Source organism: Terrabacter sp. 2TAF16 (assembly GCF_052115065.1).
Classification (GTDB): Bacteria; Actinomycetota; Actinomycetes; order Actinomycetales; family Dermatophilaceae; genus Terrabacter.
Genome location: NZ_JBFRFZ010000001.1, coordinates 398,664 through 424,278, shown reverse-complemented (window position 1 = coordinate 424,278; position 25,615 = coordinate 398,664). Strand labels below are relative to the sequence as shown.

At 72.6% G+C, this 25,615-nt stretch carries 24 protein-coding genes; 23 read left to right on the top strand and 1 reads right to left on the bottom strand.

Annotated elements, in window-relative coordinates; genetic code table 11:
* Window positions 1–71: 71 nt before the first annotated feature.
* On the bottom strand, window positions 72–1,175 hold the full coding sequence (locus AB4Z14_RS01980; protein WP_442273686.1) for a DNA glycosylase AlkZ-like family protein: 1,104 nt from the start codon (window positions 1,173–1,175) through the stop codon (window positions 72–74).
* Between the two features lie 187 nt (window positions 1,176–1,362).
* Between AB4Z14_RS01980 and pyrR the strand changes: the two genes are divergently transcribed.
* From pyrR to AB4Z14_RS01865, 23 genes are all read left to right on the top strand, one after another.
* Window positions 1,363–1,965 carry a bifunctional pyr operon transcriptional regulator/uracil phosphoribosyltransferase PyrR gene (pyrR, locus tag AB4Z14_RS01975; RefSeq protein ID WP_056776468.1) on the top strand — a complete coding sequence of 201 codons (603 nt, stop codon included), beginning with the start codon at window positions 1,363–1,365 and terminating at the stop codon, window positions 1,963–1,965.
* Entirely contained in the window at window positions 1,962–2,960 is a 999-nt protein-coding gene (locus AB4Z14_RS01970; protein ID WP_442273685.1) for an aspartate carbamoyltransferase catalytic subunit, read from the top strand. The genes pyrR and AB4Z14_RS01970 overlap by 4 nt, the downstream gene beginning before the upstream one ends.
* Complete coding sequence (locus AB4Z14_RS01965; RefSeq protein ID WP_442273684.1) at window positions 2,957–4,294, top strand: dihydroorotase; 1,338 nt, start codon at window positions 2,957–2,959, stop codon at window positions 4,292–4,294. The genes AB4Z14_RS01970 and AB4Z14_RS01965 overlap by 4 nt, the downstream gene beginning before the upstream one ends.
* Entirely contained in the window at window positions 4,291–5,502 is a 1,212-nt protein-coding gene (carA, locus tag AB4Z14_RS01960; protein ID WP_442273683.1) for a glutamine-hydrolyzing carbamoyl-phosphate synthase small subunit, read from the top strand. Before AB4Z14_RS01965 ends, carA begins: the two co-directional genes overlap by 4 nt.
* The gene (gene carB, locus AB4Z14_RS01955) at window positions 5,502–8,870 is read left to right on the top strand and encodes a carbamoyl-phosphate synthase large subunit (protein WP_442273682.1); all 3,369 of its coding nucleotides are present in this window, start codon (window positions 5,502–5,504) and stop codon (window positions 8,868–8,870) included. Before carA ends, carB begins: the two co-directional genes overlap by 1 nt.
* Window positions 8,867–9,757, top strand: coding sequence for a dihydroorotate dehydrogenase electron transfer subunit (locus tag AB4Z14_RS01950; RefSeq protein WP_442273681.1), 891 nt, complete (start codon window positions 8,867–8,869; stop codon window positions 9,755–9,757). The genes carB and AB4Z14_RS01950 overlap by 4 nt, the downstream gene beginning before the upstream one ends.
* On the top strand, window positions 9,757–10,707 hold the full coding sequence (locus tag AB4Z14_RS01945) for a dihydroorotate dehydrogenase (RefSeq protein ID WP_056826934.1): 951 nt from the start codon (window positions 9,757–9,759) through the stop codon (window positions 10,705–10,707). Before AB4Z14_RS01950 ends, AB4Z14_RS01945 begins: the two co-directional genes overlap by 1 nt.
* A 29-nt stretch (window positions 10,708–10,736) precedes the next feature.
* Window positions 10,737–11,579: an orotidine-5'-phosphate decarboxylase gene (gene pyrF / locus AB4Z14_RS01940; protein ID WP_442273680.1), complete on the top strand. Its 843-nt coding sequence runs from the start codon at window positions 10,737–10,739 to the stop codon at window positions 11,577–11,579.
* A gap of 66 nt (window positions 11,580–11,645) precedes the next feature.
* On the top strand, window positions 11,646–12,032 hold the full coding sequence (locus AB4Z14_RS01935; protein ID WP_442273679.1) for a hypothetical protein: 387 nt from the start codon (window positions 11,646–11,648) through the stop codon (window positions 12,030–12,032).
* Window positions 12,033–12,221: 189 nt separating this feature from the next.
* Window positions 12,222–12,539, top strand: a complete 318-nt coding sequence (mihF, locus tag AB4Z14_RS01930; RefSeq protein WP_020143992.1) for an integration host factor, actinobacterial type — start codon at window positions 12,222–12,224, stop codon at window positions 12,537–12,539.
* Window positions 12,539–13,159, top strand: a complete 621-nt coding sequence (gene gmk / locus AB4Z14_RS01925) for a guanylate kinase (protein ID WP_442273678.1) — start codon at window positions 12,539–12,541, stop codon at window positions 13,157–13,159. Before mihF ends, gmk begins: the two co-directional genes overlap by 1 nt.
* A 101-nt stretch (window positions 13,160–13,260) precedes the next feature.
* Window positions 13,261–13,524 carry a DNA-directed RNA polymerase subunit omega gene (gene rpoZ / locus AB4Z14_RS01920; RefSeq protein ID WP_020143994.1) on the top strand — a complete coding sequence of 88 codons (264 nt, stop codon included), beginning with the start codon at window positions 13,261–13,263 and terminating at the stop codon, window positions 13,522–13,524.
* Window positions 13,525–13,550: 26 nt separating this feature from the next.
* Window positions 13,551–14,789 carry a bifunctional phosphopantothenoylcysteine decarboxylase/phosphopantothenate--cysteine ligase CoaBC gene (gene coaBC / locus AB4Z14_RS01915; RefSeq protein WP_442273677.1) on the top strand — a complete coding sequence of 413 codons (1,239 nt, stop codon included), beginning with the start codon at window positions 13,551–13,553 and terminating at the stop codon, window positions 14,787–14,789.
* Between the two features lie 94 nt (window positions 14,790–14,883).
* A complete protein-coding gene (gene metK / locus AB4Z14_RS01910) occupies window positions 14,884–16,107 on the top strand; it encodes a methionine adenosyltransferase (protein ID WP_056776501.1) in 1,224 nt (407 codons plus the stop codon).
* Window positions 16,108–16,123: 16 nt separating this feature from the next.
* Entirely contained in the window at window positions 16,124–18,160 is a 2,037-nt protein-coding gene (locus AB4Z14_RS01905) for a primosomal protein N' (protein ID WP_442273676.1), read from the top strand.
* 55 nt (window positions 18,161–18,215) lie between these two features.
* Window positions 18,216–19,484: a saccharopine dehydrogenase family protein gene (locus AB4Z14_RS01900; protein WP_442273675.1), complete on the top strand. Its 1,269-nt coding sequence runs from the start codon at window positions 18,216–18,218 to the stop codon at window positions 19,482–19,484.
* Window positions 19,485–19,535: 51 nt separating this feature from the next.
* Complete coding sequence (locus tag AB4Z14_RS01895; protein ID WP_442273674.1) at window positions 19,536–20,078, top strand: dihydrofolate reductase family protein; 543 nt, start codon at window positions 19,536–19,538, stop codon at window positions 20,076–20,078.
* Between the two features lie 79 nt (window positions 20,079–20,157).
* Window positions 20,158–20,694 carry an ArsR/SmtB family transcription factor gene (locus tag AB4Z14_RS01890; protein WP_442273673.1) on the top strand — a complete coding sequence of 179 codons (537 nt, stop codon included), beginning with the start codon at window positions 20,158–20,160 and terminating at the stop codon, window positions 20,692–20,694.
* The gene (locus AB4Z14_RS01885) at window positions 20,691–22,061 is read left to right on the top strand and encodes an MFS transporter (RefSeq protein WP_442273672.1); all 1,371 of its coding nucleotides are present in this window, start codon (window positions 20,691–20,693) and stop codon (window positions 22,059–22,061) included. The genes AB4Z14_RS01890 and AB4Z14_RS01885 overlap by 4 nt, the downstream gene beginning before the upstream one ends.
* A 39-nt stretch (window positions 22,062–22,100) precedes the next feature.
* Entirely contained in the window at window positions 22,101–22,646 is a 546-nt protein-coding gene (def, locus tag AB4Z14_RS01880; RefSeq protein WP_020144002.1) for a peptide deformylase, read from the top strand.
* Window position 22,647: 1 nt separating this feature from the next.
* Window positions 22,648–23,595, top strand: coding sequence for a methionyl-tRNA formyltransferase (fmt, locus tag AB4Z14_RS01875; RefSeq protein WP_442273671.1), 948 nt, complete (start codon window positions 22,648–22,650; stop codon window positions 23,593–23,595).
* Complete coding sequence (locus AB4Z14_RS01870) at window positions 23,588–25,123, top strand: RsmB/NOP family class I SAM-dependent RNA methyltransferase (protein ID WP_442273670.1); 1,536 nt, start codon at window positions 23,588–23,590, stop codon at window positions 25,121–25,123. Before fmt ends, AB4Z14_RS01870 begins: the two co-directional genes overlap by 8 nt.
* A 47-nt stretch (window positions 25,124–25,170) precedes the next feature.
* Window positions 25,171–25,578, top strand: a complete 408-nt coding sequence (locus AB4Z14_RS01865; protein ID WP_442273669.1) for a hypothetical protein — start codon at window positions 25,171–25,173, stop codon at window positions 25,576–25,578.
* Window positions 25,579–25,615: the final 37 nt, after the last annotated feature.

Genomic DNA, 25,615 nt, shown 5'->3' with positions numbered 1-25,615 from the left:
AGGGCACCCACCGCGGCCGGTGGGTGCCCTTCGCCGTCGGTGCTCCGTCGGTAAGGGTCGGTCAGGGTCGGTCAGGCGGTCGTCACGACCGGCTCGAGCGAGCGCCCGAGGACCTCGCCCAACCGCGCGGCCTCCTCGTCGAGCGAGGTCCTCGGGGGCGATCCGTGACCGGCGGCCCACGTGACCCGGAGCTCTCCGCGGACGACCGACCACGTGCCGCACACGACCCCGCCGCGCAGGACGACATCGGCTCCCCGCGTCACCGCGGTGCGCAACGCCGGGGGCACGACACGCGCGTCCTTCGTGCCCGCGCCCATGACCCACGGGTCGTGGCCGGGGAGCAGCCGCACGGCGTCCGTCGGCTGGGCCGCGCGCAGGCCGTCGGCGTCCTCCGCGAGCACGTACGCTGTCCCGCCCGCGATCTCGACGGGCTCGAGGTGCCCGCGCAGGTCCGCCAGCCAGCCGTCGATCCGTCGGCGTCCGGCGCTGAGGCCGTCGCCGAGCCAGTAGTGGACGTGTTCGGGCGTCGCAGGGCCGTACGCGTGCAGGTAGGCGCGGACGGCGTGCGGGCCCGCCTCAGCGAGGTCCCACACGCCCGCCCACCGGGGGTTGGCCTCGAGCCGCTGGAACGTCGCACGTCCGTCGCGTGGCGGCCCGAACCCCATGTCGCCCTGCCACGTCAGTGCCTTGCTGAGGGTGACGGCTCCCTCGTCGAAGACGGGGCGTAGGTGGCGGTAGGCGGAGCCCCGCGTCACGACCGAGCCGAGCTCGGCGACGGTGAGCGGTCCGTCGGCGAGGGCCTCGCGCACGGCAGCGCGGAACCCCGGCCAGTCCTTCGGGCCGAGCCGGTAGTACTCCTGCCAGCTCTTGCGCTCCCACTGGCGGCCGGCCGCGCGCAGCGCGAGGTAGGCGACGCCGTCCTCCGGGGTGAGGTAGTGGGTGCCCCCGCGGAACGCGTACACCTTGACGAGACGACCGTCGACGAGCGCCCGGGCCACCTCGTCGGGGCGTGACTGAGCGCGCCTCAGGCGCACGGTGAGCTCGGCGAGACGCTCCTCCTTGGCCGGGACGGCCCCGAGCCGCCGCACGACCTCGGCGACCGACACTCCACCCACGGGATCGAGGAGCTGTTGCTGCAGCCGCCAGGAGAGGGCCCCGGCCCAGGTGATCGACACCCTCGGAGGCTAGCCGCGGTGGCGGACGATCGGGGTCCGGGTCACGGACCGACCCGTCGTTGCGACCGCTCGGGACGTTCTCACGGTGTGGCGCGGTGTCGGGGCGTCGTGAGCCGGACGTTACACTCGGCGCCGTAGACATCCTTTAACCACCGTCCTGTGAGGCGGGGAAGGAGGTCCAGCGGCGATGCCCTGCCCTGACCTGAGCGCACCTGACCAGTCATCGACGGACCGCTCGAGCATCCCTGAGGACGCTCGCGACGTCATGAGCGAGGGAGACATCTCCCGGGCGCTTCGGCGCATCGGTCACGAGATCCTCGAGCGCAACAAGGGCAGCGAGGGGCTCGTCCTCCTCGGCATCCCCTCGCGCGGGGTCCCGCTCGCCCGCCGCCTGGCGGCCTGCATCGAGGAGGTCGAGGGGACCGCGGTCCCCGTCGGCGAGCTCGACATCACGCTCCACCGCGACGACCTGCGCCGCAACCCGGTGCGCACGGCTCATCGTTCGCGCATCCCGGCCGGAGGCATCGACGACCAGGTCGTCGTCCTCGTCGACGACGTCCTCTACTCCGGGCGCACCATCCGCGCCGCCCTCGACGCGCTCTCCGAGCTCGGCCGACCCCGCGCCGTGCGCCTCGCCGTGCTCGTGGACCGGGGCCACCGCGAGCTGCCGATCCGCGCCGACCACGTCGGCAAGAACCTGCCGACCTCGAGCGCCGAGCGGGTGCACGTCCGGGTCGCCGAGGTCGACGGCCTCGACATCGTGCGGATCAGCGGCGGTGACGCGCGATGACCAAGCACCTCATCTCCTCCGCCGACCTCAGCCGTGCCGAGGTCGAGGACATCCTCGAGACCGCGGCCTCGATGCACGACCTCCAGCGACGCGAGGTCAAGAAGGTGCCGACCCTGCGCGGGCGCACGGTCATCAACTTCTTCTTCGAGGACTCGACCCGCACCCGCAGCTCGTTCGAGATCGCGGGCAAGTGGATGTCGGCCGACACCATCAACCTCTCGGCCAAGGGCTCCTCGACGAGCAAGGGCGAGAGCCTCCGGGACACGGCGATGACCGTCGACGCCATGGCGGTCGACGCGCTCGTCATCCGGCACCACGCGTCCGGTGCCTGCCACCAGGTCGCGCAGTGGGTGCGCTGCAGCGTCATCAACGCGGGCGACGGCACCCACGAGCACCCGACGCAGGCCCTGCTCGACGCGTACACCCTGCGCACCCGGCTCGGTGACCTCGACGGCAAGCACGTCGTCATCGTCGGCGACCTGACCCACTCCCGCGTCTTCCGCAGCAACGTCATCACGCTCAAGACGCTCGGCGCCCGCGTCACGGTCGTCGCGCCGCCGACGCTCATGCCGAGCGGCATCGGGGCGTGGAGCGCGGCCGACGGCTTCGCGACGAGCTGGGACCTCGACCCCGTCCTCGACGGCGAGGGTGAGCACGGGCCCGTCGACGCCGTCATGATCCTCCGCGTCCAGCGCGAGCGGATGAGCGGCGGCTACTTCCCGACGGCGCGCGAGTACACCGTCGGCTACGGCCTGACGCGCGACCGGCTCGAGCGGCTCGTCGCCCGCAACGACGACGTCCTCGTGCTCCACCCCGGCCCGATGAACCGCGGCCTCGAGATCGCACCCGAGGCGGCCGACTCCCCGCAGTCGGTCGTGCTCGACCAGGTCTCGGCCGGCGTGGCGGTCCGGATGGCCGTGCTCTACCACCTGCTCGCCGGCGAGGACACGCCCGCGCCGATGCCCGCCAGTGCCACCGAAGGAGCCGTCCGATGACCCGCCTCGTGATCCGCGGCGCCCGGCTGCTCGGTGCCGACCCGGCCGACCTGCTCGTCGAGGACGGCGTCATCACCGAAGTCGGCTCGGTCTCGGCGCCCTCGGACGCCGAGGTGCTCGACGCCGACGGCCTCGTCGCACTTCCCGGCCTCGTCGACCTGCACGTGCACCTGCGCGAGCCGGGCCGCGAGGATGCCGAGACGATCGCCACCGGCTCGGCTGCCGCTGCCGCCGGCGGCTTCACCGCCGTCTTCGCCATGGCCAACACGAGCCCCGTCACCGACACCGCCGAGGCCGCCGAACGCGTGCTCGACCTCGGGCGCGCGTGCGGGCTCACCGAGGTGGTCCCCGTCGGCGCCGTGACCAAGGGCCTCGAGGGCGCCGAGCTCGCTGAGCTCGGTCTCATGGCCCGCTCGCGGGCGAAGGTGCGTGTCTTCAGCGACGACGGCCACTGCGTGCACGACGCGCGGATCATGCGCCGGGCACTCGAGTACATCAAGCCCTTCGGCGGCGTCGTCAGCCAGCACGCGCAGGACCCGCGCCTCGCGGGCCGCGAGGCCTGCTGCCACGAGGGCGAGGTCTCTGGTCGGCTCGGCCTGCCCGGTTGGCCCGGCATCGCCGAGGAGTCGATCGTCGCGCGTGACGTCATGCTGGCCCGACACACCGGGTCCCGCATCCACGTCGCGCACGTCTCGACCGCCGGGACCGTCGAGGTCATCCGCTGGGCGAAGGCGCAGGGCATCGACGTCACGGCCGAGGTCACGCCCCACCACCTCGTCCTGACGACCGACCTCCTGCTCGGCTACGACCCCGTCTACAAGGTCAATCCGCCGCTGCGCCCGACCGAGGACGTCGAGGCCCTGCGCGCGGCCCTGGCCGACGGCACCATCGACGCGGTCGCCACCGACCACGCCCCCCACGCTCGCCACGACAAGGAGCACGCCTTCGTCGACGCGGCCTTCGGGATGCTCGGCCTCGAGACGGCCCTCTCGGTCGTCAGCGACGTCATGGTGCGAACCGGCCTGCTCGACTGGGCCGACGTGGCACGGGTCATGTCTACCGCGCCGGCACGGATCGGCGGGCTCGCCCACCAGGGAAGGGAGCTCGCCGTCGGCAGCCCCGCCCACATCACCCTCGTCGACCCCGACCGCGAGGTCACGGTCGACGCCGCCGCGAGCCGCAGCCGCTCGCGCAACAACCCGTGGCACGGGCGCACCCTGCACGGAGCCGTCCTCGCGACGGTTCACGCGGGGCGCGTCACCCACGACGTCCGCAACGGCGCGGGCACCCGACGAGAACTGACGAACGCGACGACCTCGGGAGCAGACCTGTGACCACCCAGACCCCCCTGACCGTGCCCACCCGTGACGGGTGGCCCACACGCACCCGCGTGGCGGCGACCCTCGTGCTCGAGGACGGCCGCACCTTCCACGGGTCGTCCTACGGTGCACTGGGGCAGACCGTCGGCGAGGCCGTCTTCTCCACCGGCATGACGGGCTACCAGGAGACGCTGACCGACCCGAGCTACCACCGGCAGGTCATCGTCATGACCTCGCCGCACGTCGGCAACACGGGCGTCAACACCGAGGACGACGAGAGCAGCCGCATCTGGGTCGCCGGCTACGTCGTGCGCGACCCCGCCATCCGGGCGTCGAACTGGCGCGCCACGCGCGACCTCGAGGACGAGCTCGTCGACCAGGGCGTCGTCGGCATCTGCGACATCGACACGCGCGCCCTGACCCGCCACCTGCGCGAGCGCGGGGCGATGCGGGTCGGCATCTTCAGCGGTGACGCCGCCGAGCGCCCCGAGGCCGAGCTGGTCGAGGCGGTTCGCACGAGCCCGCAGATGGCCGGGGCCGCGCTCGCCGCCGAGGTCACCACCTCCGAGCCGTATGCCGTCCCGGCCCTCGGCGACACGAGGTTCACCGTCGCGGCCGTCGACCTCGGCATCAAGGCGATGACCCCGGCGCTCATGGCCCAGCGCGGCATCGAGGTGCACGTGCTGCCGGCCACCGCGACGATCGACGACGTCCTGGCGGTGGGGGAGTCCGGCCCTGACGGCGTCTTCTTCTCCAACGGTCCCGGAGACCCGGCCACCGCCGAGCGCGAGGTCGCGCTGCTGCGTCAGGTGCTCGACCGCGGCATCCCGTTCTTCGGCATCTGCTTCGGCAACCAGCTGCTCGGTCGCGCCCTCGGCTTCGGCACGTACAAGCTGAAGTACGGCCACCGCGGCATCAACCAGCCGGTCATGGACCGCACGACCGGCAAGGTCGAGGTGACGGCCCACAACCACGGCTTCGCCGTGGACGCGCCCCTCGACGAGGACAGCGACACGGCATACGGCCGCGTCCGTGTCTCGCACGTGTGCCTCAACGACGACGTCGTCGAGGGGCTCGAGTGCCTCGACCGTCCCGCGTACTCCGTGCAGTACCACCCCGAGGCCGCGGCCGGCCCGCACGACGCCGCCTACCTCTTCGACCGCTTCGTGGAGCTCATGACCACCAGACAGACCGCCCACCAGACCACGGAGGTCAACGCCTGATGCCCAAGCGCGACGACATCAAGAGCGTGCTCGTCATCGGGTCGGGGCCGATCGTCATCGGCCAGGCCTGCGAGTTCGACTACTCCGGCACCCAGGCCTGCCGCGTGCTGCGCGAGGAGGGCATCCGCGTCATCCTCGTCAACAGCAACCCAGCGACGATCATGACCGACCCCGAGTTCGCCGACGCCACCTACGTCGAGCCGATCACGCCCGAGGTCGTCGAGGCGATCATCGCCAAGGAGCGCCCCGACGCCGTCCTCGCCACGCTCGGCGGGCAGACGGCGCTCAACTGCGCGATCTCCTTGCACGAGAACGGAGTCCTCGAGAAGTACGGCTGCCCGCTCATCGGGGCCAACGTCGAGGCGATCCAGCTCGGCGAGGACCGCGAGAAGTTCAAGGGCGTCGTCGAGCGGTGTGGTGCGGAGTCGGCGAAGTCCCTCATCTGCCACTCGATGGACGAGCTGCTCGCGGCCGCGGACGAGCTCGGCTACCCGGTTGTCGTGCGCCCGTCGTTCACGATGGGCGGCCTCGGGTCAGGGTTCGCCTACGACGAGGCCGACCTGCGCCTCCTCGGCGGTGCCGGGCTCCAGTACAGCCCCACGACCGAGGTGCTGCTCGAGGAGTCGATCCTCGGCTGGAAGGAGTACGAGCTCGAGGTCATGCGCGACCACGCCGACAACGTCGTCGTCGTCTGCTCCATCGAGAACCTCGACCCGATGGGCGTGCACACGGGCGACTCGATCACCGTCGCGCCGGCGCTGACGCTCACCGACCGCGAGTACCAGCGGCTGCGCGACATCGGCATCGCCGTCATCCGCGAGGTCGGCGTCGACACCGGCGGCTGCAACATCCAGTTCGCCGTCAACCCCGACGACGGACGCATCATCGTCATCGAGATGAACCCGCGCGTCTCGCGGTCGAGCGCCCTGGCCTCCAAGGCGACCGGGTTCCCGATCGCCAAGATCGCGGCGAAGATGGCCATCGGTTACACGCTCGACGAGGTGCCCAACGACATCACCCGCGAGACCCCGGCGAGCTTCGAGCCGTCGCTCGACTACGTCGTCGTCAAGGTGCCGCGCTTCGCCTTCGAGAAGTTCCCGGCGGCCGACCCGACGCTGACGACGACGATGAAGTCGGTCGGCGAGGCCATGGCGATCGGGCGCAACTTCACCGAGGCGCTGCAGAAGGCCCTGCGCTCGCTCGAGAAGAAGGGCGCGAGCTTCCACTGGGACGGCGAGATCACCAAGGCCGCCGCCGAGCGCGCGCTCGAGGAGGCCAGGATCCCGACGGACGGCCGCATCGTGCTCGTGCAGCAGGCGCTGCGCGGCGGGTGCAGCGTCGAGGATGTCCACGACGCCACCGGCATCGACCCGTGGTTCCTCGACCAGATCGCGCTCGTCAACGACGTCGCGACGATGCTCGCCGACGCCCCCCAGCTGACGCCGGAGCTGCTCCGCCTCGTCAAGCGCCACGGCTTCAGCGACGCCCAGGTGGCCTCGGTCCGGCGTATGCCGGAGGCCGTGGTCCGCGGCGTGCGCCACGCCCTCGGGGTGCGCCCGGTCTACAAGACCGTCGACACGTGCGCGGCCGAGTTCGCCGCGACGACGCCCTACCACTACAGCTCGTACGACGAGGAGACCGAAGTCGCGCAGCGCGAGCGTCCGGCCGTCATCATCCTCGGCTCGGGACCCAACCGCATCGGGCAGGGTGTCGAGTTCGACTACTCCTGCGTGCACGCGTCGTTCTCCTTGCGCGACAAGGGATTCGACACCGTCATGGTCAACTGCAACCCCGAGACGGTCTCGACCGACTACGACACGAGCAGCCGCCTGTACTTCGAGCCTCTGACGCTCGAGGACGTCCTCGAGGTCATCCACGCCGAGAGCCAGGCCGGCCCGATCGCCGGCGTCATCGTGCAGCTCGGCGGTCAGACGCCGCTCGGTCTCGCGCAGGCGCTCGAGGACGAGGGGGTGCCCATCGTCGGCACGTCGCCGAGCGCGATCCACCTCGCCGAGGACCGTGGTGCCTTCGGCCAGGTGCTCGCCCGGGCGGGCCTCATCGCCCCGAAGCACGGCACGGCCTACAGCTCGGACGAGGCCCTCGTCGTCGCGCGCGAGATCGGCTACCCGGTGCTCGTGCGCCCGTCCTACGTGCTCGGCGGTCGCGGCATGGTCATCGTCTACGACGACGACTCGCTCGTGACCTACGTCGAGAAGGCGACCGAGGCCTCGCCCGACCACCCGATCCTCATCGACCGCTTCCTCGACGACGCGATCGAGATCGACGTGGACGCGCTCTTCGACGGCGAGGACATGTACCTCGGCGGGATCATGGAGCACGTCGAGGAGGCCGGGATCCACTCGGGCGACAGCTCGTGCACGCTGCCGCCCGCGACGCTCGGCGACGGTGAGCTCGAGCGCGTGCGCGTCGCGACGCGCAAGCTCGCCGAGGGCATCGGCGTCCGCGGCCTCATGAACGTCCAGTTCGCGCTGGCCCAGGACATCCTCTACGTCATCGAGGCCAACCCCCGAGCGTCGCGCACGGTGCCGTTCGTCGCCAAGGCGACGGGCGTGCCCATCGCGAGCGCCGCGGCCCGGGTCATGCTCGGCGCCACGATCAAGGAGCTGCGCGAGGAGGGCATGCTGCCCCCGACCGGCGACGGCGGACGGATGCCCGATCACGCTCCCGTCTCGTGCAAGGAGGCCGTTCTGCCCTTCAAGCGCTTCCGCACCAAGGAGGGCGTCGCGGTGGACTCGCTCCTCGGCCCGGAGATGCGCTCGACGGGCGAGGTCATGGGCATCGACGTCGACTTCGGCTCGGCCTTCTCCAAGGCCCAGCAGGGCGGTGGGTCGGCGCTGCCACGCTCCGGGGCGATCTTCGTGTCGGTGGCCAACCGGGACAAGCGCGCCATGCTCTTCCCGGTCAAGCGCCTCGTCGACCTCGGCTTTACCATCCTCGCGACGAGCGGCACGGCCGCGGTGCTCAAGCGCAACGGCATCCCCGCGACGTTGGTCCGCAAGATCACCGAGCGCGACGGTGACGCCCCGGGGGAGAAGTCGATCGTCGACCTCATCCGCGAGGGCACGGTGCAGATGGTCGTCAACACGCCGTCGGGCCAGGACGCCCGTGCCGACGGCTACGCGATCCGCGCGGCCACGACGAGCGCCGACAAGCCGATCATCACGACGATCGCGACGCTCGCCGCCGCCGTGCTCGGCATCGAGGCGGGACTCACGGAGGAGATCCGCGTCAAGTCGCTGCAGGACCACGCGCGCGACCTCGACCTCTACGGTCGCGGCACGGCAGCGGCGCCATCCACCACGACGGCTACGGCCACGGCTACGGCGACGGCTGGAGCGACCGCATGAGCGAGCGCCAGCTGCGCGCCCGGGTGACGCAGGAGGTCGCGGAGGTCATCGCGACCCGGCGGGTCGGCGCGTACCAGCACCTCACCCTCGTCGCCCCCGGCGTCGCCGAGCTGGCCCGCCCGGGTCAGTTCGTCGCGCTCGCCGTCGGGGGCGAGACGTCCGGCACCCTGTTGCGCCGGTCCTTCTCGATCCACAAGGTCAGCCCGAGCGGCACCTATGGCGGCACCGTCGAGATCGTCGTCTCGGCCGTCGGCACCGGCACCCGGTGGATCGTCGACCGCGCGCCGCACGACACGATCGACGTCGTCGGTCCGCTCGGCAAGGCGTTCCCGCTGCCGACCGACCCCGTGGCCTGCGTCCTCGTCGGCGGCGGCTACGGCAGCGCACCGCTCTTCTGGCTCGCGGCCGAGCTGCGCGAGCGCGGCTGCCACGTCGAGATGGTCCTGGGTGCCGCGAGCGAGGACCGTCTCTTCGGCGTCGTCGAGGCCCGCCGCAGCTGCGACGGCGTCACGGTGACGACCGACGACGGCTCGGCCGGTCAGCGGGGCTGGGTCAGCGACCCGCTGCCCGAGATCATCGAGCGCACGAAGGCGGGTGTCGTCTACGGCTGCGGCCCGATGGGGATGCTGGAGTCGATCACCCGGGTCGCCCAGGCGCACGACGCGGTCGCACAGGTTGCCGTCGAGGAGTCCATGGCCTGTGGTGTCGGCGTCTGCATGACGTGCGTCATGCCGGTCGTCGGCTCCGACGGCCGCACCCGGATGGTGCGCTCGTGCGTCGAGGGGCCCGTCTTCCGCGGCGACCGCGTCCGGTGGGACGCCTTCGACGGAGGCCATGCCCGCGTCCCCGACGATGCCGTCGGCGCCCCGAAGGTGGGTGGTCACTGATGGTGGACCTCTCCGTCGACCTCGGGGGCGGACACCGGCTGCCCAACCCGCTCATGACCGCCTCGGGCTGCGCGGCCAACGGCAGGGAGCTGCACCGCTTCTTCGACGTCGCCGACCTCGGCGCGTTCGTCACCAAGTCCGTCATGGCCGACCCGCGGTCCGGCCGCGGCACCCCCCGCATGGCCGAGACGCCATCGGGGATGCTCAACTCGATCGGCCTGCAGGGTCCGGGCATCGAGGCGTTCGTCGACGAGGACCTGCCGTGGCTCCAGTCCGTCGGCGCGCGCGTGCTGCCCTCGATCGCCGGCAGCTCGAGCACCGAGTACGCCCACGTCGCAGCCACGCTGCGCGCGAGCCGGGCCTTCGACGCCGTCATCGGCGTCGAGGTGAACATCTCGTGTCCCAACGTCGCCAACCGCGGCCTCGTCTTCGCCTGCGACCCGCTCGCGTCGGCCAAGGTCATCGCCCTCGTGCGCGAGCAGCTCCCGCGCGACATCCCGGTGTTCGCCAAGCTGAGCCCGGACGTCACCGACATCACCGCCATCGCGGCCGCCTGCGTCAAGGCCGGCGCCGACGGCCTGACGATGATCAACACCCTGCTCGGCATGGTCATCGACACCGACCGGATGCGTCCGCAGCTCGGCGGGGTCACCGGCGGCCTGTCGGGACCCGGCATCCGACCGGTCGCGGTGCGGGCCATCTGGCAGGTGCGTCAGGCGATGTTCGAGGGCCGCATCCCCACCGTGCCGATCATCGGCGTCGGGGGCGTGCGCACGGGTCGTGACGCCCTCGAGCTCGTCGCCGCCGGCGCGAGCGCGATCCAGGTCGGCACCGCGGTCTTCAACGACCCGTCGGCGCCGGTCCGTGTCCTGCGCGAGCTCTGCGAGCTGCTCGACGCCAAGGGCTTCGAGCGCTTCACCGACGCCGTCGCCGTGGCTCACGGCCGCTGAGCCACCCGACAGTGAACGGAGACCGAACGATGACCCAGCCCTTCGGAGCCCGCCTCCACGACGCCATGGCGACCCACGGCCCGCTCTGTGTGGGCATCGACCCCCATCGGGCGCTCGTCGAGTCGTGGGGCCTGTCCTACGACGTCGCCGGCCTGGAGCGCTTCGCCCTGACCTGCGTCGAGGCGTTCGCCGGCCGGGTCGCCGCCGTCAAGCCGCAGTCCGCCTTCTTCGAGGTCTTCGGCAGTCGGGGCCTGGCCGTGCTCGAGCGCGTGCTGACCGACCTGCGCGAGGCCGGAACGCTGACGATCCTCGACGCGAAGCGCGGCGACATCGGCTCGACCATGGGTGCCTACGCCGAGGCCTACCTCGGCCCGGACGCCGTCGCCCCTCCGGACGCGCTCACCGTCAGCCCGTACCTCGGGTACGAGTCCCTCCGCCCCGCGATCGACCTCGCCGAGCAGACGGGGCGCGGGCTCTTCGTCCTCGCGCTGACGTCGAACCCCGAAGGCGCGACCGTCCAGCACGCGGTGCGCGACGGCCGGTCCGTCGCTGCGTCCGTCGTCGCGGGCGCTGCGGGTGACAACGCCTCGGCGCGAGGCCGCGGCGAGCTGGGCAGCATCGGACTCGTCATCGGTGCCACGGTCGGCAGTGCCGTGCACGACCTCCGGCTCGACCTCGTGAGTGCCGCGACGCCGGTGCTCGCCCCGGGCTTCGGTGCCCAGGGCGGCACCGTCGACTCGCTGACCTCGACCTTCGGCGCGGCCCGCGGCCAGGTGCTCGCGTCATCGAGCCGCGAGATCCTCGCCGCCGGTCCGGACCCGAGCCGTCTCGTGGTCCGGACGAACCAGGTCCAGGACATGCTGCGGGGCTGACCCCGCTCACCACGTCGCATCGTGCAGTCGCGGGACGTCGCCGACGACACGGCATACGGTGTGGTGATGCGAACGACCGCCTTGCGCAAGGGCCCTTCGGTGGCCCTCTCGCTGCTCCTCACGGCGACCTCGGTCGCGGCCTGCTCGTCGGGGTCGACCGGTTCCTACTGCGACGCCCTGACGGCCGCCGAGGCAGACTGGAAGGATGCGGGCGCGACCCTCAAGGACCCCGCTGCGGCGGCGCGCTTCGTCGCCACCATCACCTCGGTCGAGGCGAGTGCCCCCGAGGAGGTCAGGACCGACTGGGCCTCGCTGCGGGTCCTCGTCGCGAAGTTCACGGTGGCCAAGCCCGACCTCACGGAGCTGACGAAGCACATGGAGGGTTTCGAGAGCTCGGCCAAGCGGATCGAGACCCACGCCAAGGAGACGTGCGGGATCGACCTCGGCAGCTGAGCAGCGTCCGAACGTCGGCTGAACGGCAGCGGGAGGGCGGCACGAGGGCAGCGGGCGGCGTCCCGGCACGGCCCCCGCGTTGCGGCGCGCACGGCCGGATCGCTAGGTTCGGCGGAGACAACACGCGAGACGTGAAGAACGGCAGGGGGCGCAGGGCGCTCCCCGCAGGCAGCGAGGAGACCGAAGACCGTGGCGCTTCCACCGCTCACCCCTGAGCAACGGGCCGCAGCACTCGAGAAGGCTGCAGCCGCACGTCGGGAGCGAGCAGCGGTCAAGAACCGGCTCAAGTACTCCAGCGGCTCCCTCTCCGAGGTCCTCGAGGACGGCAAGGCCGACCCGGTCATCGGCAAGATGAAGGTCACCGAGCTGCTCGAGTCGATGCCCGGCGTCGGCCGCGTCCGCGCCAAGGCGATCATGGCCGAGGTCGGCATCGCCGAGTCGCGACGCGTGCGTGGGCTCGGGGCCAACCAGGTCGCAGCCCTGCTCCACCGCTTCGAGAAGCCGTGATGTCGGCTGACCCGACGTCGCCCGCGGAGCCCCAGCACGACGCAGCTGCCCCCCGGCGTGGTCGGCTCACGGTGCTCGCCGGCCCCACCGCGGTCGGCAAGGGCACCATCGCGGCCTACGTGCGCACGCACTTCCCGGGCGTCTGGTTCTCCGTCTCGATGACGACCCGCCGGCCGCGACCGGGCGAGGTCGACGGCGTGCACTACCACTTCGTCGACGACCACGAGTTCGACCGTCTGGTCGAGGCGGGGCAGTTCCTCGAGTACGCCGTCGTCCACGGCGCCGCCAAGTACGGCACGCCGCGGGGTCCGGTCGAGCGTGTCATCCGCGAGGGCCGCGACGCCCTGCTCGAGATCGACCTGCAGGGCGCGCGCCAGGTGCGCGACACGTGGCCCGAGGCACTCTTCGTCTTCCTCGCACCGCCGAGCTGGGACGAGCTGGTGCGCCGGCTCGTCGGCCGCGGCACCGAGGACGAGGCCGAGCGCGAGCGTCGCCTGTCCACCGCACGGGGCGAGATGGCGGCCCAGAGCGAGTTCGACGAGGTCATCGTCAACGACGATGTTCGTCGGGCCAGCGAAGAACTCGTATCATTGATGAGATCGGGACGCACCGACCGGTGAGTCCCGACGTGATGTGTGCCAGCCGACGGCATACGACCGCACCGCCGTCGACGTCGCGGCACGCACCTCAAGCCCGCTGAAACCAACGAAACGAGATCACTGTGTCCGGTACCCAGGCTGCTCCCATCGGCATCACCAACCCGCCGATCGACGACCTCCTGACCGCCGCCGACTCGAAGTACGCGCTCGTCATCTACTCCGCCAAGCGCGCCCGTCAGATCAACGCCTACTACTCCCAGCTGCAGGAGGGCCTGCTCGACTACGTCGGCCCGCTCGTCGAGACCGAGGTCCACGAGAAGCCGCTGTCGATCGCACTGCGCGAGATCAACGAGGGCCTGCTGACCTCGACGCCCACCGAGGCCTGAGCACCCCGACGGGTCCGGAGCAGCCGATGCGCGTCGTCCTCGGGGTGAGTGGCGGCATCGCCGCCTACAAGGCGTGCTCGCTGCTCCGGCTCTTCACCGAGCACGGGCACGACGTCACGGTCGTGCCCACCGCGGCGGCGCTCCAGTTCGTCGGGGCGCCGACGTGGTCCGCCCTCTCGGGCAAGCCCGTCAGCACCGAGGTGTGGACGTCCGTGCACGAGGTCCCGCACGTGCGCATCGGCCAGTCGGCCGACCTCGTCGTCGTCGCACCGGCCACGGCCGACCTGCTCGCCAAGGCCGCACACGGCCTGGCCGACGACCTCCTGACCAACACCCTGCTCACCGCCCGGTGCCCGGTGGCCTTCGCGCCGGCCATGCACACGGAGATGTGGGAGCACCCGGCCACGCAGGCCAACGTCGCCACGTTGCGCTCGCGCGGAGCGCACGTCATCGAGCCCGCGGTGGGTCGCCTCACGGGCAAGGACTCCGGCGTCGGCCGCCTCCCCGAGCCCGAGGCGTTGTATGCCGCATGCCTCGCGATCGTCTGGGGTGACGGGACTGCGGTGGCCGGGCCGCCGCTGCGCGACCTCGAGGGCCGCCGCGTCGTCGTGTCCGCCGGTGGCACGCGCGAGCCGCTCGACCCGGTGCGCTACCTCGGGAACCGTTCGTCCGGCAAGCAGGGCGTGGCCATCGCTCGAGCCGCCGCCGACCGCGGGGCGAAGGTCATCCTCGTAGCCGCCAACGTCGCGGTCCCGGTGCCCGAGGGCATCGACGTCGTGCGGGTCGAGACGACGCTCGAGCTGCAGCGGGCGGTCGAGGAGGCGGCGTCGGATGCCGACGTCGTCGTCATGGCCGCGGCTCCGGCCGACTTCCGCCCGGCGCTCGTGAGCGAGAGCAAGATCAAGAAGTCCTCCGACCCCGACGCCGGCCTGAGGGTCGAGCTCGTCGAGAACCCCGACATCGTCCGTGGGCTCGTCGCGGAGCGCGACGCCCGTGGGACGGGCACGCCGTTCATCGTCAGCTTCGCCGCCGAGACGGGCGATGCCCACGGCAGCGTCATGGACCACGCGCGGGCGAAGTTCGCCCGGAAGGGCAGCGACCTGCAGGTCGTCAACGAGGTCGGCGCCGGCCTGACCTTCGGCAAGGACGACACGACGGTGCACCTGCTCCGCCGCGGCAGCGAGGAGGCGACGACGGTCGGACCGACCTCCAAGGACACCGTCGCCACCGCGCTGTGGGACACCATCTCGCCCCTGCTCGACTGAGCACTAGACTCTCGCCCCAGCATGGCCTGCCATCCGCAGGACCGGGGCCGCCGAACCACCCGCACCAACTCCGCACCCGACCGAGGGAGAGCAAGTGTCCGCACGTCTGTTCACGTCCGAGTCCGTCACCGAGGGACACCCGGACAAGATCTGCGACCAGATCAGCGACTCGATCCTCGACGCGCTGCTCACCGACGACCCGCAGGCGCGCGTCGCGGTCGAGACGATGGTCACGACCGGGCTCGTCCACGTCGCCGGCGAGGTGTCCACCACGGCCTACGTCGAGATCCCGAAGATCGTGCGCGAGACCATCCTCGAGGTCGGCTACGACGGCTCGCAGAAGGGCTTCGACGGGCGGACCTGCGGCGTCTCGATCTCCATCGGTGCACAGTCGCCCGACATCGCCCAGGGCGTCGACACGGCGCACGAGCACCGCACGGGTGACGTCGACGACCTGCTCGACAAGCAGGGCGCCGGCGACCAGGGCCTGATGTTCGGCTACGCGTGCGACGACACGGCCGAGCTCATGCCGCTGCCGATCCACCTGGCCCACCGCCTCTCGGAGCGCCTGACGCAGGTGCGCAAGAGCGACGAGCTCGCCTACCTGCGCCCCGATGGCAAGACGCAGGTCACGATCGCCTACGAGGGCGACCGCGCCGTCTCCCTCGACACCGTCGTGCTCTCGACCCAGCACGCCCCCGACGTCTCGCTCGAGGGCATGCTCGAGCCCGACATTCGCGCCCACGTCATCGAGCCCGTCCTCGCGGAGCTGCGCGAGAGCGGCACCGACCTCGACGTGTCGAGCTACCGGGCCCTGATCAACCCGACCGGTCGCTTCGAGATCGGCGGCCCGATGGGCGACGCCGGCCTGACCGGTCGCAAGATCATCGTCGACACCTACGGTGGCATGGCCCGCCACGGCGGCGGTGCCTTCTCGGGCAAGGACCCGAGCAAGGTCGACCGCTCGGCCGCCTACGCCATGCGCTGGGTCGCCAAGAACGTCGTCGCCGCGGGCCTCGCCCGTCGCTGCGAGGTCCAGGTCGCCTACGCCATCGGCAAGGCGCAGCCGGTCGGCCTCTACATCGAGACCTTCGGCACCGAGACCGTCCCGGTCGACAAGATCCAGCAGGCCATCGGCGACGTCTTCGACCTGCGCCCGGCCGCCATCGTCGACGCGCTCGACCTGCTGCGCCCGATCTACCGCCCGACCGCGGCCTACGGCCACTTCGGCCGCACCAAGGCCGACGGGGTCGAGAACCCGTTCACGTGGGAGCGCACCGACCGCATCGAGGCCCTGCGCACGGCCGTCTCCGGCTGAGGCTAGATTCGCCCCCGTGGGCGACGACGAGACGAGGCAGCGACCGGCCGGACGGCCGGTCGCTGCCGTCGTCGTGGAGACCCCGCTCGCGCACCTCGACCGCGTCTTCGAGTACGCCGTGCCCGAGGAGCTCGATGCCGACGCCGTGCCCGGCGCACGCGTGCGGGTGCGCTTCTCGGGTCGCGAGCTCGACGGCTTCGTCGTCGAGCGCCGGGACCAGCCGCAGCACGACGGCCGGCTGACGCCGCTGCGCCGGGTCGTCAGCCCCGAGCCGGTGCTGACCCCCGAGGTCCTCGCCCTCTGCCGCGCCGTCGCCGACCGGTATGCCGGCACCCTGAGCGACGTCCTGCGCCTCGCGGTGCCCAAGCGCCACGCCACGGCCGAGCGCAACCTCACGATGGAGTGCCCGCCCCAGGACGAGGTCGCAGCACCCGACCCGGGCGCGTGGGCGGCCTACCCGGCCGGGCCGGCGTGGCTGCGTCGGGTGGCCTCCGGGGAGGGGCCCGCCGCGGCGTGGACCGCCCTGCCGGGACGCGCAGGAGACGCGGACTGGCCGGCCGCGCTCGCCGTCGCCGTGGCCACGGCGCTGGCCGCGGGCCGGGGCGCGCTCGTCGTCGTGCCCGACCACCGGGACGTCGACCGGCTCGACGCCGCGCTGACCGCCGTGCTCGGCAAGGGGCGCCACGTTCGGCTCACCTCCGACCAGGGCCCGCAGGCGCGCTACACCGCGTGGCTCAAGGTGCTCCGCGGCCACGTCCGCGTCGTCATCGGCACGCGCGCGGCCGCCTTCGCCCCCGTCCACGACCTCGGCCTCGTCGCGTGGTGGGACGACGGCGACGACCTGCTGGCCGAGCCGCGGGCGCCCTACCACCACGTGGGCGTCGTGCTCGGGCTGAGGGCGTCCGCGACCGGCGCCGCCCTGCTCACCGGAGGGTTCGGGCGGAGCCTGCGCGTCCAGGTGGCCGTCGAGGCGGGCGCGCTCGTGCCGGTCGAGGCCGATGCCGCGACCGTGCGGGCGGCTGCACCACGCGTCACCATCGCCGGTGAGGGGGTCGACGAGGAGCGCGACGGCCCGGCGGCCCGGGCCCACATCCCCTCACGCGCGTGGCGCGTCGCGAAGGACGCCCTCGTCGACGGACCGGTCCTCGTCCAGGTGCCGCGCCGCGGCTACCTGCCGTCGCTCAGCTGCGCCGAGTGCCGCACGCCGGTGCGGTGCGTGCGCTGCCAAGGGCCGGTGGCGCTCGGAGCCTCCGGGACGGCCCCGGCCTGCCGGTGGTGCGGCCTGGCGCTGAGCGGCCACGGCTTCGAGTGCGGCCACTGCGGCTCGCGTCGGCTGCGTTCCTCGATCACGGGCGCGCGGCGCACGGCGGAGGAGATCGGGCGCGCCTTCCCGGGTTTCCCGGTCCACACGTCGGGCTCCGGGGAGGTGCTCGCCGTCGTCGGGCGCGAGCCGTCCCTCGTCATCGCGACGCCGGGGGCCGAGCCGGTCGCCGACGGCGGCTACACCGCCGTGCTGCTCCTCGATGCGTGGGCGAGCCTCGACCTGCCGGTGCTCGACGCGCCGCTCGAGGCAGTGCGCCGGTGGATGGCTGCGGCGGCACTGGCCCGCGAGGGGCGTGCCGTGGTGCTGAGCGGCGCCCCGGAGGCCGTGGCGCTGCCGGCCGTCGAGGCGCTCGTGCGGTGGGACCCTGCCTGGCTCGCGGCCCGCGAGCTGGCGGAGCGGCGTGAGCTGGGTCTTCCGCCGGCCGTGCGCGTGGCCCAGCTGACCGGTGGCCGGCGGCCGCTCGAGGAGGCGCTCGGACAGGCCGACCTGCCCGACGTCGCCCAGGTGCTCGGCCCGGTCCGGCTCTCGCACGCGGGTGCACCTCCCCGCCGTGCCCCGGCTGACGGGGAGCCCGAACGTGCCGCCGCCGACCACCACGTGCTCGTCCGCGTGCCGGCCTCCCAGACCGAGTCGCTGACCCGGGCCCTGCTGGCGCTCAAGGCCTTCCGTTCGGCTCGCAAGGAGACGGACGTCGTGGCCGTGCGGGTCGACCCGCTCGACACGTTCTGACCAGCCGTCGCGTCTCCGAGGCGTCACGGGCACGCCGCCGTGACAGAGTGACGGCATGCCCGATCGCGAGCTCGACATCGTCCTCTACGGCGCCACCGGCTTCGTCGGGGCACTGACCGCCGCCCACCTCGCCGCCCATGCGGGGCCTGACGTGCGGATCGCTCTGGCGGGCCGGTCGCGTCCCAAGCTCGAGGCGCTGCGCGTCGAGCTCGGGCGGGCCGCGGCCTCCTGGGAGCTCGTGGCCGTGGACGCGACGGACGCTCCCGCCCTCCGCTCCCTCGCCGGGCGCACGCGCGTGCTCGCCACGACGGTCGGCCCGTACGCGACGTACGGCAAGGAGGTGGCGCGGGCCTGCGCCGAGTCGGGGACGCACTACGCCGACCTCACCGGTGAGGTGCTCTTCGTGCGGTGGTCCCTCGACGAGCTGGACGTCCGGGCCCGCGAGACCGGCGCCTCCGTCGTGCACGCGTGCGGCTTCGACTCCATCCCCTCCGACCTCGGCGTCCTGACGACGGCCCAGCGCGTGGCCGCGGACGGCGAGGGCACGCTCGCCGAGACGACGCTGCTCGTCCGGTCCCTCAGGGGTGGCTTTTCGGGCGGCACCATCGACTCCGTCCGCCAGCAGGCGATCACGGCTCGTGCCGACGCCGACGCCCGTCGCGTGCTCGGCGACTCGTACGCGTTGAGCCCCCGACGCTCGGAGGAGCCGTCCTCGGGTCGCCGGGCTCCCAGCGGTGTCCTCGGCCGGCTGCGCCGGCTCGTGCCCGTCGACCGCGACCCGTCGACGGGACGATGGACCGGGCCGTTCGTCATGGCGTCGTTCAACACCCGGATCGTGCGACTGTCGAACACCCTGACCGACTGGTCCTACGGTCGGGACCTGCGCTACCGCGAGGCGACCGACTTCGGCTCGGGCCCGATGTCGCCGGTCCTGGCCGGCGGGATGGCGGTCGGACTCGGCGGCGTCGTGGCCGGTATGGCGTTCCGTCCGGCGCGGGCCGTCATCGACCGCTTCCTGCCCAAGCCGGGCGAGGGCCCGAGCCCCGAGGCGCAGGCCGCCGGACGCTTCCGCCTCGAGATCCGCTCCACGACGACGACGGGTACGCGCTACCGCACGCGGGTCGGCGCCGACTACGACCCGGGCTACGGCGGCACGGCGGTCATGTTCGGACAGACCGCGCTCGCCCTGGCGCTCGACGAGGGCCTGCCGCGCCGTGCCGGTGTCTGCACGCCCGCCACGGCCCTCGGCGAGGTCCTCGTCGAGCGGCTGCGGGCCCAGGGCTTCACCTTCGACGTCGAGCGCGACGACCAGCCGAACGGCTGAGCACCACCGAAGAGCACGACCGACCGGCACCGACTGACAGGAGGGCACCACATGGGACGCATCGAGGTCCACGAGTTCATCTCTCTCGACGGGGTGTACGAGAGCCCGAGCTGGACGGCCGAGTTCCCCTTCGACCCGAGGATGGGCGAGGCCATCGCGCGGCTCAGCGGCCCGGGATCCGAGCTGCTCCTCGGGCGGCGCACGTACGAGATGTTCGCCCCGGCCTGGTCGGCGCGCAGCGACGACGACGACCCCGGAGCGGCCTTCTTCAACAATGCCCGCAAGAACGTCGTCTCCTCGACGCTGCGCGACCCCGACTGGAACAACTCCCGCGTCATCGGCCCGTACGACGCGGACGCCCTCCGCTCGCTCCGCGACGAGGTCGAGGGCTCGCTCTACGTCAGCGGCAGCGGCACGCTCGTCCGGGCCATGCTGCGGGACGGGCTCGTCGACGGCCTGCACCTCTTCGTCTTCCCCGTCGTCCTCGGCGCGGGGGAGCGGCTCTTCACCGACGAGGCCGTCTCGGGACTGCGCCTGCTCGAGACCGAGGCCTACGACAGCGGCGTCGTGCATCTGGCCTACGGTCAGGGCTGACGTCTTCCGACCCACGTCAGGGAACGACCTCCAAAGGAATGCTTGACGGTTGACCCGGCCGGACGGCATACTCCCAAACATGTCTTTGGAGGAAGAGCGGATCAGCGACCTGCGCGCCACGGCCCACCCGCTGCGGCTGCAGATGCTCTCGCTGCTGACCGGCGCCGAGCTGAGCGCCGCCGAGGTCGCGCGCGAGCTCGACGTCACCCAGGCCAACGCCAGCTACCATCTGCGCCTGCTGCACGCGGCGGGCCTGCTCGAGGTGGCAGGGGAGGAGACCGTGCGCGGCGGCAAGGCCAAGAAGTACCGCCACCCGTGGGACGCGCCGGTCGTGCGTCCGCCGGGCACTCGTGACGAGGACCGGCTCGCCTACGTGCGCGTGTTCGCCGAGATGATCCCGCGGCGCTACCTCGAGCTCGCTCCCGGCGCGCCGAGCCGTTTCACCGACGCCGACCTCTGGGTCGAGCCGGAGGTCTGGGAGAAGGTCACCGCGCTCGTCGACGAGGCGAGCGCCCTGCTGCACGCCTCGGCCCGCCCGCCGCGCACCGAGGGCACCGTCCGAGCCGCCCTGTCCGTGGCCGCGTTCCGGCTCCGGGACGGGAGGGAGAGCTCATGAAGGTCCGGGAGTCGCTGGGAGCCCTGTCCGACAGCAGGTTCGCGTGGTACTTCACGGCGCGCACGGTGTCGACGGCGGGTTCCGTCATGGTGCCCGTCGCCCTGGCCTTCGCCGTGCTCCACATCGACCAGTCGGCGGCGGCGCTCGCGCAGGTGCTCGGCGTGCGCACCCTGACCATGGTCGTCTTCCTCCTCGTCGGTGGCGTCGTCGCCGACCGCTTCTCGCGCATCGTCGTGCTCCAGGTCTCGCACGTCCTGACCTGCCTGACCCAGGCGCTCGCGGCGTACCTCATCATCAGCGGCGACGCGACCCTGACCCAGCTGACCGTCATCGAGGGCGTCAACGGCGCCGTGTCGGCGTTCACCATGCCCGCGATGATGGGCATCGTCCCCCTCGTCGTCGACCGCTCCCGGCTCCAGCAGGCCAACGCCCTGCTGTCCTTCAGCCGCAGCGGCCTGTCCATCATCGGACCGGCGGTCGCCGGCCTGCTCGTCGTCGGCGTCGGGCCCGGCTGGGCCCTCGCCGTCGACGCCCTGACGTATGCCGTCGCCATCGTCTGCCTGACGCGCGTCGGTCTGCCCCGCCGGTCGCAGGAGGCCGGCGCGCCGCGCCACTCGATGGTCCGCGAGCTGCGCGAAGGGTGGAGCGAGTTCACCCGCCGCGAGTGGCTGTGGGTCATCGTCCTCGCCTTCGGGCTGACGAACGCCATCCACGCCGGCGTCATCGGGGTGCTCGGTCCGCTCATCGCCAAGTCGACGGCCTCGATCGGCGAGGCGGGGTGGGGCATCGTGCTCAGCGCCGAAGCCGTCGGCACCGTCCTGATGACCCTCGTCATGCTGCGGCTGCAGCTGCGGCGCCCCCTGCGCGCCGGGATGCTCGCCATCTGCGTGCTCGCCGTCCCCATGGTGCTCCTGGGCGTCGCGCCGGCGATCGTGCCCGTCGCCATCGGGTTCTTCCTCGCCGGGGCCGCGGTGGAGGTCTTCGGCGTCGGGTGGAGCACGGCCCTGCACGAGCACGTCCCCGTCCAGGTGCTCTCGCGGGTCTCGAGCTACGACGCCCTCGGGTCGTTCGTCGCCATCCCCATCGGGACGTTCCTCTACGGCTGGCTGGCGACGACCGTCGACACCGAGGTGCTGATGCTCGTCAGCGCCGGCGTCTACGTCGTCGTCTCCCTCTCCGCCCTGCTGTCCCGGTCCGTGCGTGAGCTGGGGCGCAGCAGTGAGGACCCAGCCGCGGTCGGACCCGCGGGGGGCGTGGCGACCGTTGACGCGACCCGTGACGCGACGCGTGACGCGACAGGTGACGCGACGCGTGACGCGACCCGTGACGCCACCGGTGCGGCGGCCGACGAGCCCTCGCGGTCCTAGACTGGCGGCGCCCCACGCCTTCCCGACCCCTGGAGACCTGTGTCGATCAAGGACATCCGACTCTTCGGTGACCCGGTCCTGCGGACCGCCGCCGCCGAGGTCACCGACTTCGACAAGCAGCTGCGCGTGCTCGTCAAGGACCTCGAGGACACGATGCTCGACGCCCCCGGCGCCGGCCTCGCGGCCCCCCAGATCGGTGTCGGCCTCCGCGTCTTCACCTACTGGGTCGACGGCGTGCTCGGCCACCTCGTCAACCCCGTCCTCGATCTCTCCGACGACGAGCAGGACGGTCCCGAGGGGTGCCTCTCGATCCCCGGTCTGGCGTTCGACACCAAGCGGGCCCTGTCGGTCGTGGCCAAGGGGCAGAACATGTGGGGCGAACCCGTCGTGCTCGAGGGCACGCAGCTGCTCGCCCGCTGCGTCCAGCACGAGACCGACCACCTCGACGGCATCCTCTTCCTCGACCGGCTCGACCCCGAGGCGCGCCGTGAGGCGATGCGGGCCATCCGTGCGGCGGAGTGGTTCGCCGAGGACCCACCCGAGGTGCGGATCAGCCCGCACTCGACCTTCGGCCGGGCGATGTGAGATGAGAGTCGTCTTCGCAGGCACCCCCGACGCGGCGGTGCCGAGCCTCGATGCCATCGCGTCCTCGAGCCACGAGCTCGTCGGCGTCGTCACCCGCCCCGACGCACCCTCGGGCCGCGGTCGACGGCTCGAGGCCTCGCCCGTCCGTCGCCGGGCCGAGGAGCTCGGGATCCGGGTGCTCACCCCGACGCGCGTCAAGGACCCCGACTTCCTCGACGCCCTCACGGCTCTCGCGCCCGACGCGTGCCCGGTCGTGGCCTACGGCAACCTCATCCCATCCGACGCTCTCGCGATCCCACGTCTCGGCTGGATCAACCTGCACTTCTCGCTCCTGCCCGCCTGGCGTGGCGCGGCACCCGTCCAGCACGCGATCATGGCCGGCGACGAGGTGACCGGTGCGTCGACGTTCGTCATCGAGCGCGGTCTCGACACCGGCCCGGTGCTCGGCGTCATGACCGAGACGATCAGGCCCACCGACACCGCCGGCGACCTGCTGGGTCGGCTGTCGGGAGCCGGGGCCGGCCTGCTCGTCGCGACCCTGGACGGCCTCGAGTCGGGCGACCTCGTAGCCGTCCCCCAGCCGTCCGAGGGCGTCTCGCTCGCACCGAAGATCGAGGTCGAGGACGCCCGCATCGTGTGGACGCGTCCGGCGACCGCTGTCGACCGGCTCGTGCGCGGCTGCACGCCCGCGCCGGGCGCGTGGACCACCTTCCGCGGCGAGCGGCTCAAGGTCTCGCCGGTGAGCGTCGTCGACGCCGGAGAGGTCCCCGACTCCGCCCGGCTCGGAGCCGGCACACTCCTCGTGACGAAGAGGGCCGTCTTCGTCGGCACGGGCAGCGACCCGATCCGTCTGGGCACGGTCCAGGCGCACGGCAAGAAGCCGATGGCGGCCGCAGACTGGGCCCGAGGCACGCGCATCGGGGCAGGGGAGGGGGTCGGCGATGAGTGACGAGCGACGGGGCGACGGTCGACCGGGCGACGGGCGCCGCGGAGAGCGCCAGCGGCCGCAGGCTCGCGAGCGGTCGGCCGGACACCGTTCCGAGCAACGACCGTCCGAGCGGGCCCGACGCACCGATGCGCCCCGGCTCGCCGCCTACACCGCGATGCGTGAGGTCGCCGACGGCGCCTACGCCAACCTCACGCTGCCGAAGCTGTTGCGCGACAAGCGGATCAGCGGGCGGGACGCCGGCTTCGCCACCGAGCTCGTCTACGGGGCGACGCGACTCTCCGGCCTCTACGACGCGATCATCGCGTCCGCCGCGGGTCGGTCCGTCGACAAGATCGATGCCAACGTGCTCGACACCCTGCGGCTCGGTGCGCACCAGCTGCTCGGCATGCGTGTGCCCAGCCACGCGGCCGTCGACGAGACCGTGGCCCTGGCCCGGCAGGTCAACGGGGCCGGCGCGGCCGGCTTCGTCAACGCCGTCATGCGGCGCATCAGCGAACGCGAGCCGGACGAGTGGATCGACGTGGTCACCCGCGGCGTCGTCGACCCGGTCGAGCGTCTCGCGCTGCGCACGTCGCACCCCGTGTGGATCGCCAAGGCCCTCCGAGCCGCCCTCATCGGGCACGGCGCCGCAGGTCCGGACGACGTCGAGGAGTCGCTGACGGCGTTGCTCGAGAGCGACAACGCCGCCGCCAAGGTGTCGCTCGTCGCGCGACCCGGCCTCGCCTCGCTCGACGAGCTCGAGGACGCCGGCGCGGAGCGCTCGGGGCTCAGCCCCGTCGGTGCGACGCTGCCGGAGGGCGACCCGGGAGCCATCTCTGCCGTACGCGACGGGCGGGCCGCGGTCCAGGACGAGGGCTCGCAGCTGCTCGTCCTCGCCCTCGCGGCCGCCGACACCGAGGGTGAGGCCGCCGAGCACGAGCGGTGGCTCGACCTCTGCGCGGGCCCTGGCGGCAAGGCGGGACTGCTCGCAGCGCTCGCCATCGAGCGACGGATCCCCTTCGTGGCCAACGAGATCAGCGAGCACCGTGCCGACCTCGTCTGGCAGACCCTGGCCGCGGCCCGTGCCGAGGCACGCGAGCTCGACACGAGCCTCAAGGTGCGACACGGGGACGGCCGGGAGCTCGGCGAGCTCGAACCGGGCGGCTTCAGTCGCGTCCTCATCGACGCTCCGTGCACGGGTCTCGGAGCCCTGCGCCGACGACCCGAGGCGCGCTGGCGGCGTGGCCCCGGCGACGTGGCGGCCCTGGCCGGGCTGCAGCGCGAGCTGCTCGAGTCCGGCATCGAGGCCACCGCGACCGGAGGCCTCGTCGGCTACGCGACGTGCAGCCCGCACCTCAACGAGACGCGCTTCGTCGTCACCGACATCCTCAAGCGCCGCGACGACGTCGAGCTCGTCGACGCGCGGCCGCTCTTCGTCGACGCCTCCGGACGCGAGCTGCCGGGTCTCGGCGAGGGGCCCTACGTCCAGCTCTGGCCGCACGTCCATGGCACCGACGCCATGTTCTTCACCCTGCTGCGCAAGCGGTAGGCCCGAAAACGCTCGCGCGCGGACCTGGCGATGGGCAGGGTGGGGCCGTGACGGCATACGCGACCGACGACCTCGAGCCCAGCCCCATCGACGAGAGGGTGGCACCGACGTACGACGCGGGGTCGGCCCACATGTTCGCGCCGGCCGTCCTCGGTCCCACGGTCGACGTGCTCCACGAGCTCGCCGGGGAGGGTCCGGCGCTCTTCGTCGTCGAGGTCTTCGTGCCGCAGCTGCGTCGGATGCCGCCGGGCCAGACCGCCGTACCCTTCCACGTCGGGAGTCGCCGCGTCGGCTTCGACACCGTCGACGTCGTGTCGCAGCTGTCGGTCTCGCACCACGACGTCCGGAAGGGGCAGCAGGACGCTCAGGGTCGGAGCTGGCGAGGTATGCCGCCTCGGCGCACCGCTACGTGTAGCCGTCAGAGCTCGACCTCATGGCGTGCATCGCGAGCCTGACCCTGACGCACCGCTGGGCGGACTGGGACCGCACTCC

Coding starts and splice junctions, on each gene's coding strand:
- pyrR (WP_056776468.1), top strand. CDS start 1,363: ATGCCCTGCCCTGACCTGAGCGCACCTGACCAGTCATCGACGGACCGC.
- AB4Z14_RS01965 (WP_442273684.1), top strand. CDS start 2,957: ATGACCCGCCTCGTGATCCGCGGCGCCCGGCTGCTCGGTGCCGACCCG.
- AB4Z14_RS01970 (WP_442273685.1), top strand. CDS start 1,962: ATGACCAAGCACCTCATCTCCTCCGCCGACCTCAGCCGTGCCGAGGTC.
- AB4Z14_RS01935 (WP_442273679.1), top strand. CDS start 11,646: ATGCGAACGACCGCCTTGCGCAAGGGCCCTTCGGTGGCCCTCTCGCTG.
- AB4Z14_RS01900 (WP_442273675.1), top strand. CDS start 18,216: ATGCCCGATCGCGAGCTCGACATCGTCCTCTACGGCGCCACCGGCTTC.
- carB (WP_442273682.1), top strand. CDS start 5,502: ATGCCCAAGCGCGACGACATCAAGAGCGTGCTCGTCATCGGGTCGGGG.
- AB4Z14_RS01895 (WP_442273674.1), top strand. CDS start 19,536: ATGGGACGCATCGAGGTCCACGAGTTCATCTCTCTCGACGGGGTGTAC.
- pyrF (WP_442273680.1), top strand. CDS start 10,737: ATGACCCAGCCCTTCGGAGCCCGCCTCCACGACGCCATGGCGACCCAC.
- AB4Z14_RS01945 (WP_056826934.1), top strand. CDS start 9,757: ATGGTGGACCTCTCCGTCGACCTCGGGGGCGGACACCGGCTGCCCAAC.
- coaBC (WP_442273677.1), top strand. CDS start 13,551: ATGCGCGTCGTCCTCGGGGTGAGTGGCGGCATCGCCGCCTACAAGGCG.
- gmk (WP_442273678.1), top strand. CDS start 12,539: ATGTCGGCTGACCCGACGTCGCCCGCGGAGCCCCAGCACGACGCAGCT.
- AB4Z14_RS01890 (WP_442273673.1), top strand. CDS start 20,158: ATGTCTTTGGAGGAAGAGCGGATCAGCGACCTGCGCGCCACGGCCCAC.
- AB4Z14_RS01885 (WP_442273672.1), top strand. CDS start 20,691: ATGAAGGTCCGGGAGTCGCTGGGAGCCCTGTCCGACAGCAGGTTCGCG.
- AB4Z14_RS01870 (WP_442273670.1), top strand. CDS start 23,588: ATGAGTGACGAGCGACGGGGCGACGGTCGACCGGGCGACGGGCGCCGC.
- fmt (WP_442273671.1), top strand. CDS start 22,648: ATGAGAGTCGTCTTCGCAGGCACCCCCGACGCGGCGGTGCCGAGCCTC.
- AB4Z14_RS01950 (WP_442273681.1), top strand. CDS start 8,867: ATGAGCGAGCGCCAGCTGCGCGCCCGGGTGACGCAGGAGGTCGCGGAG.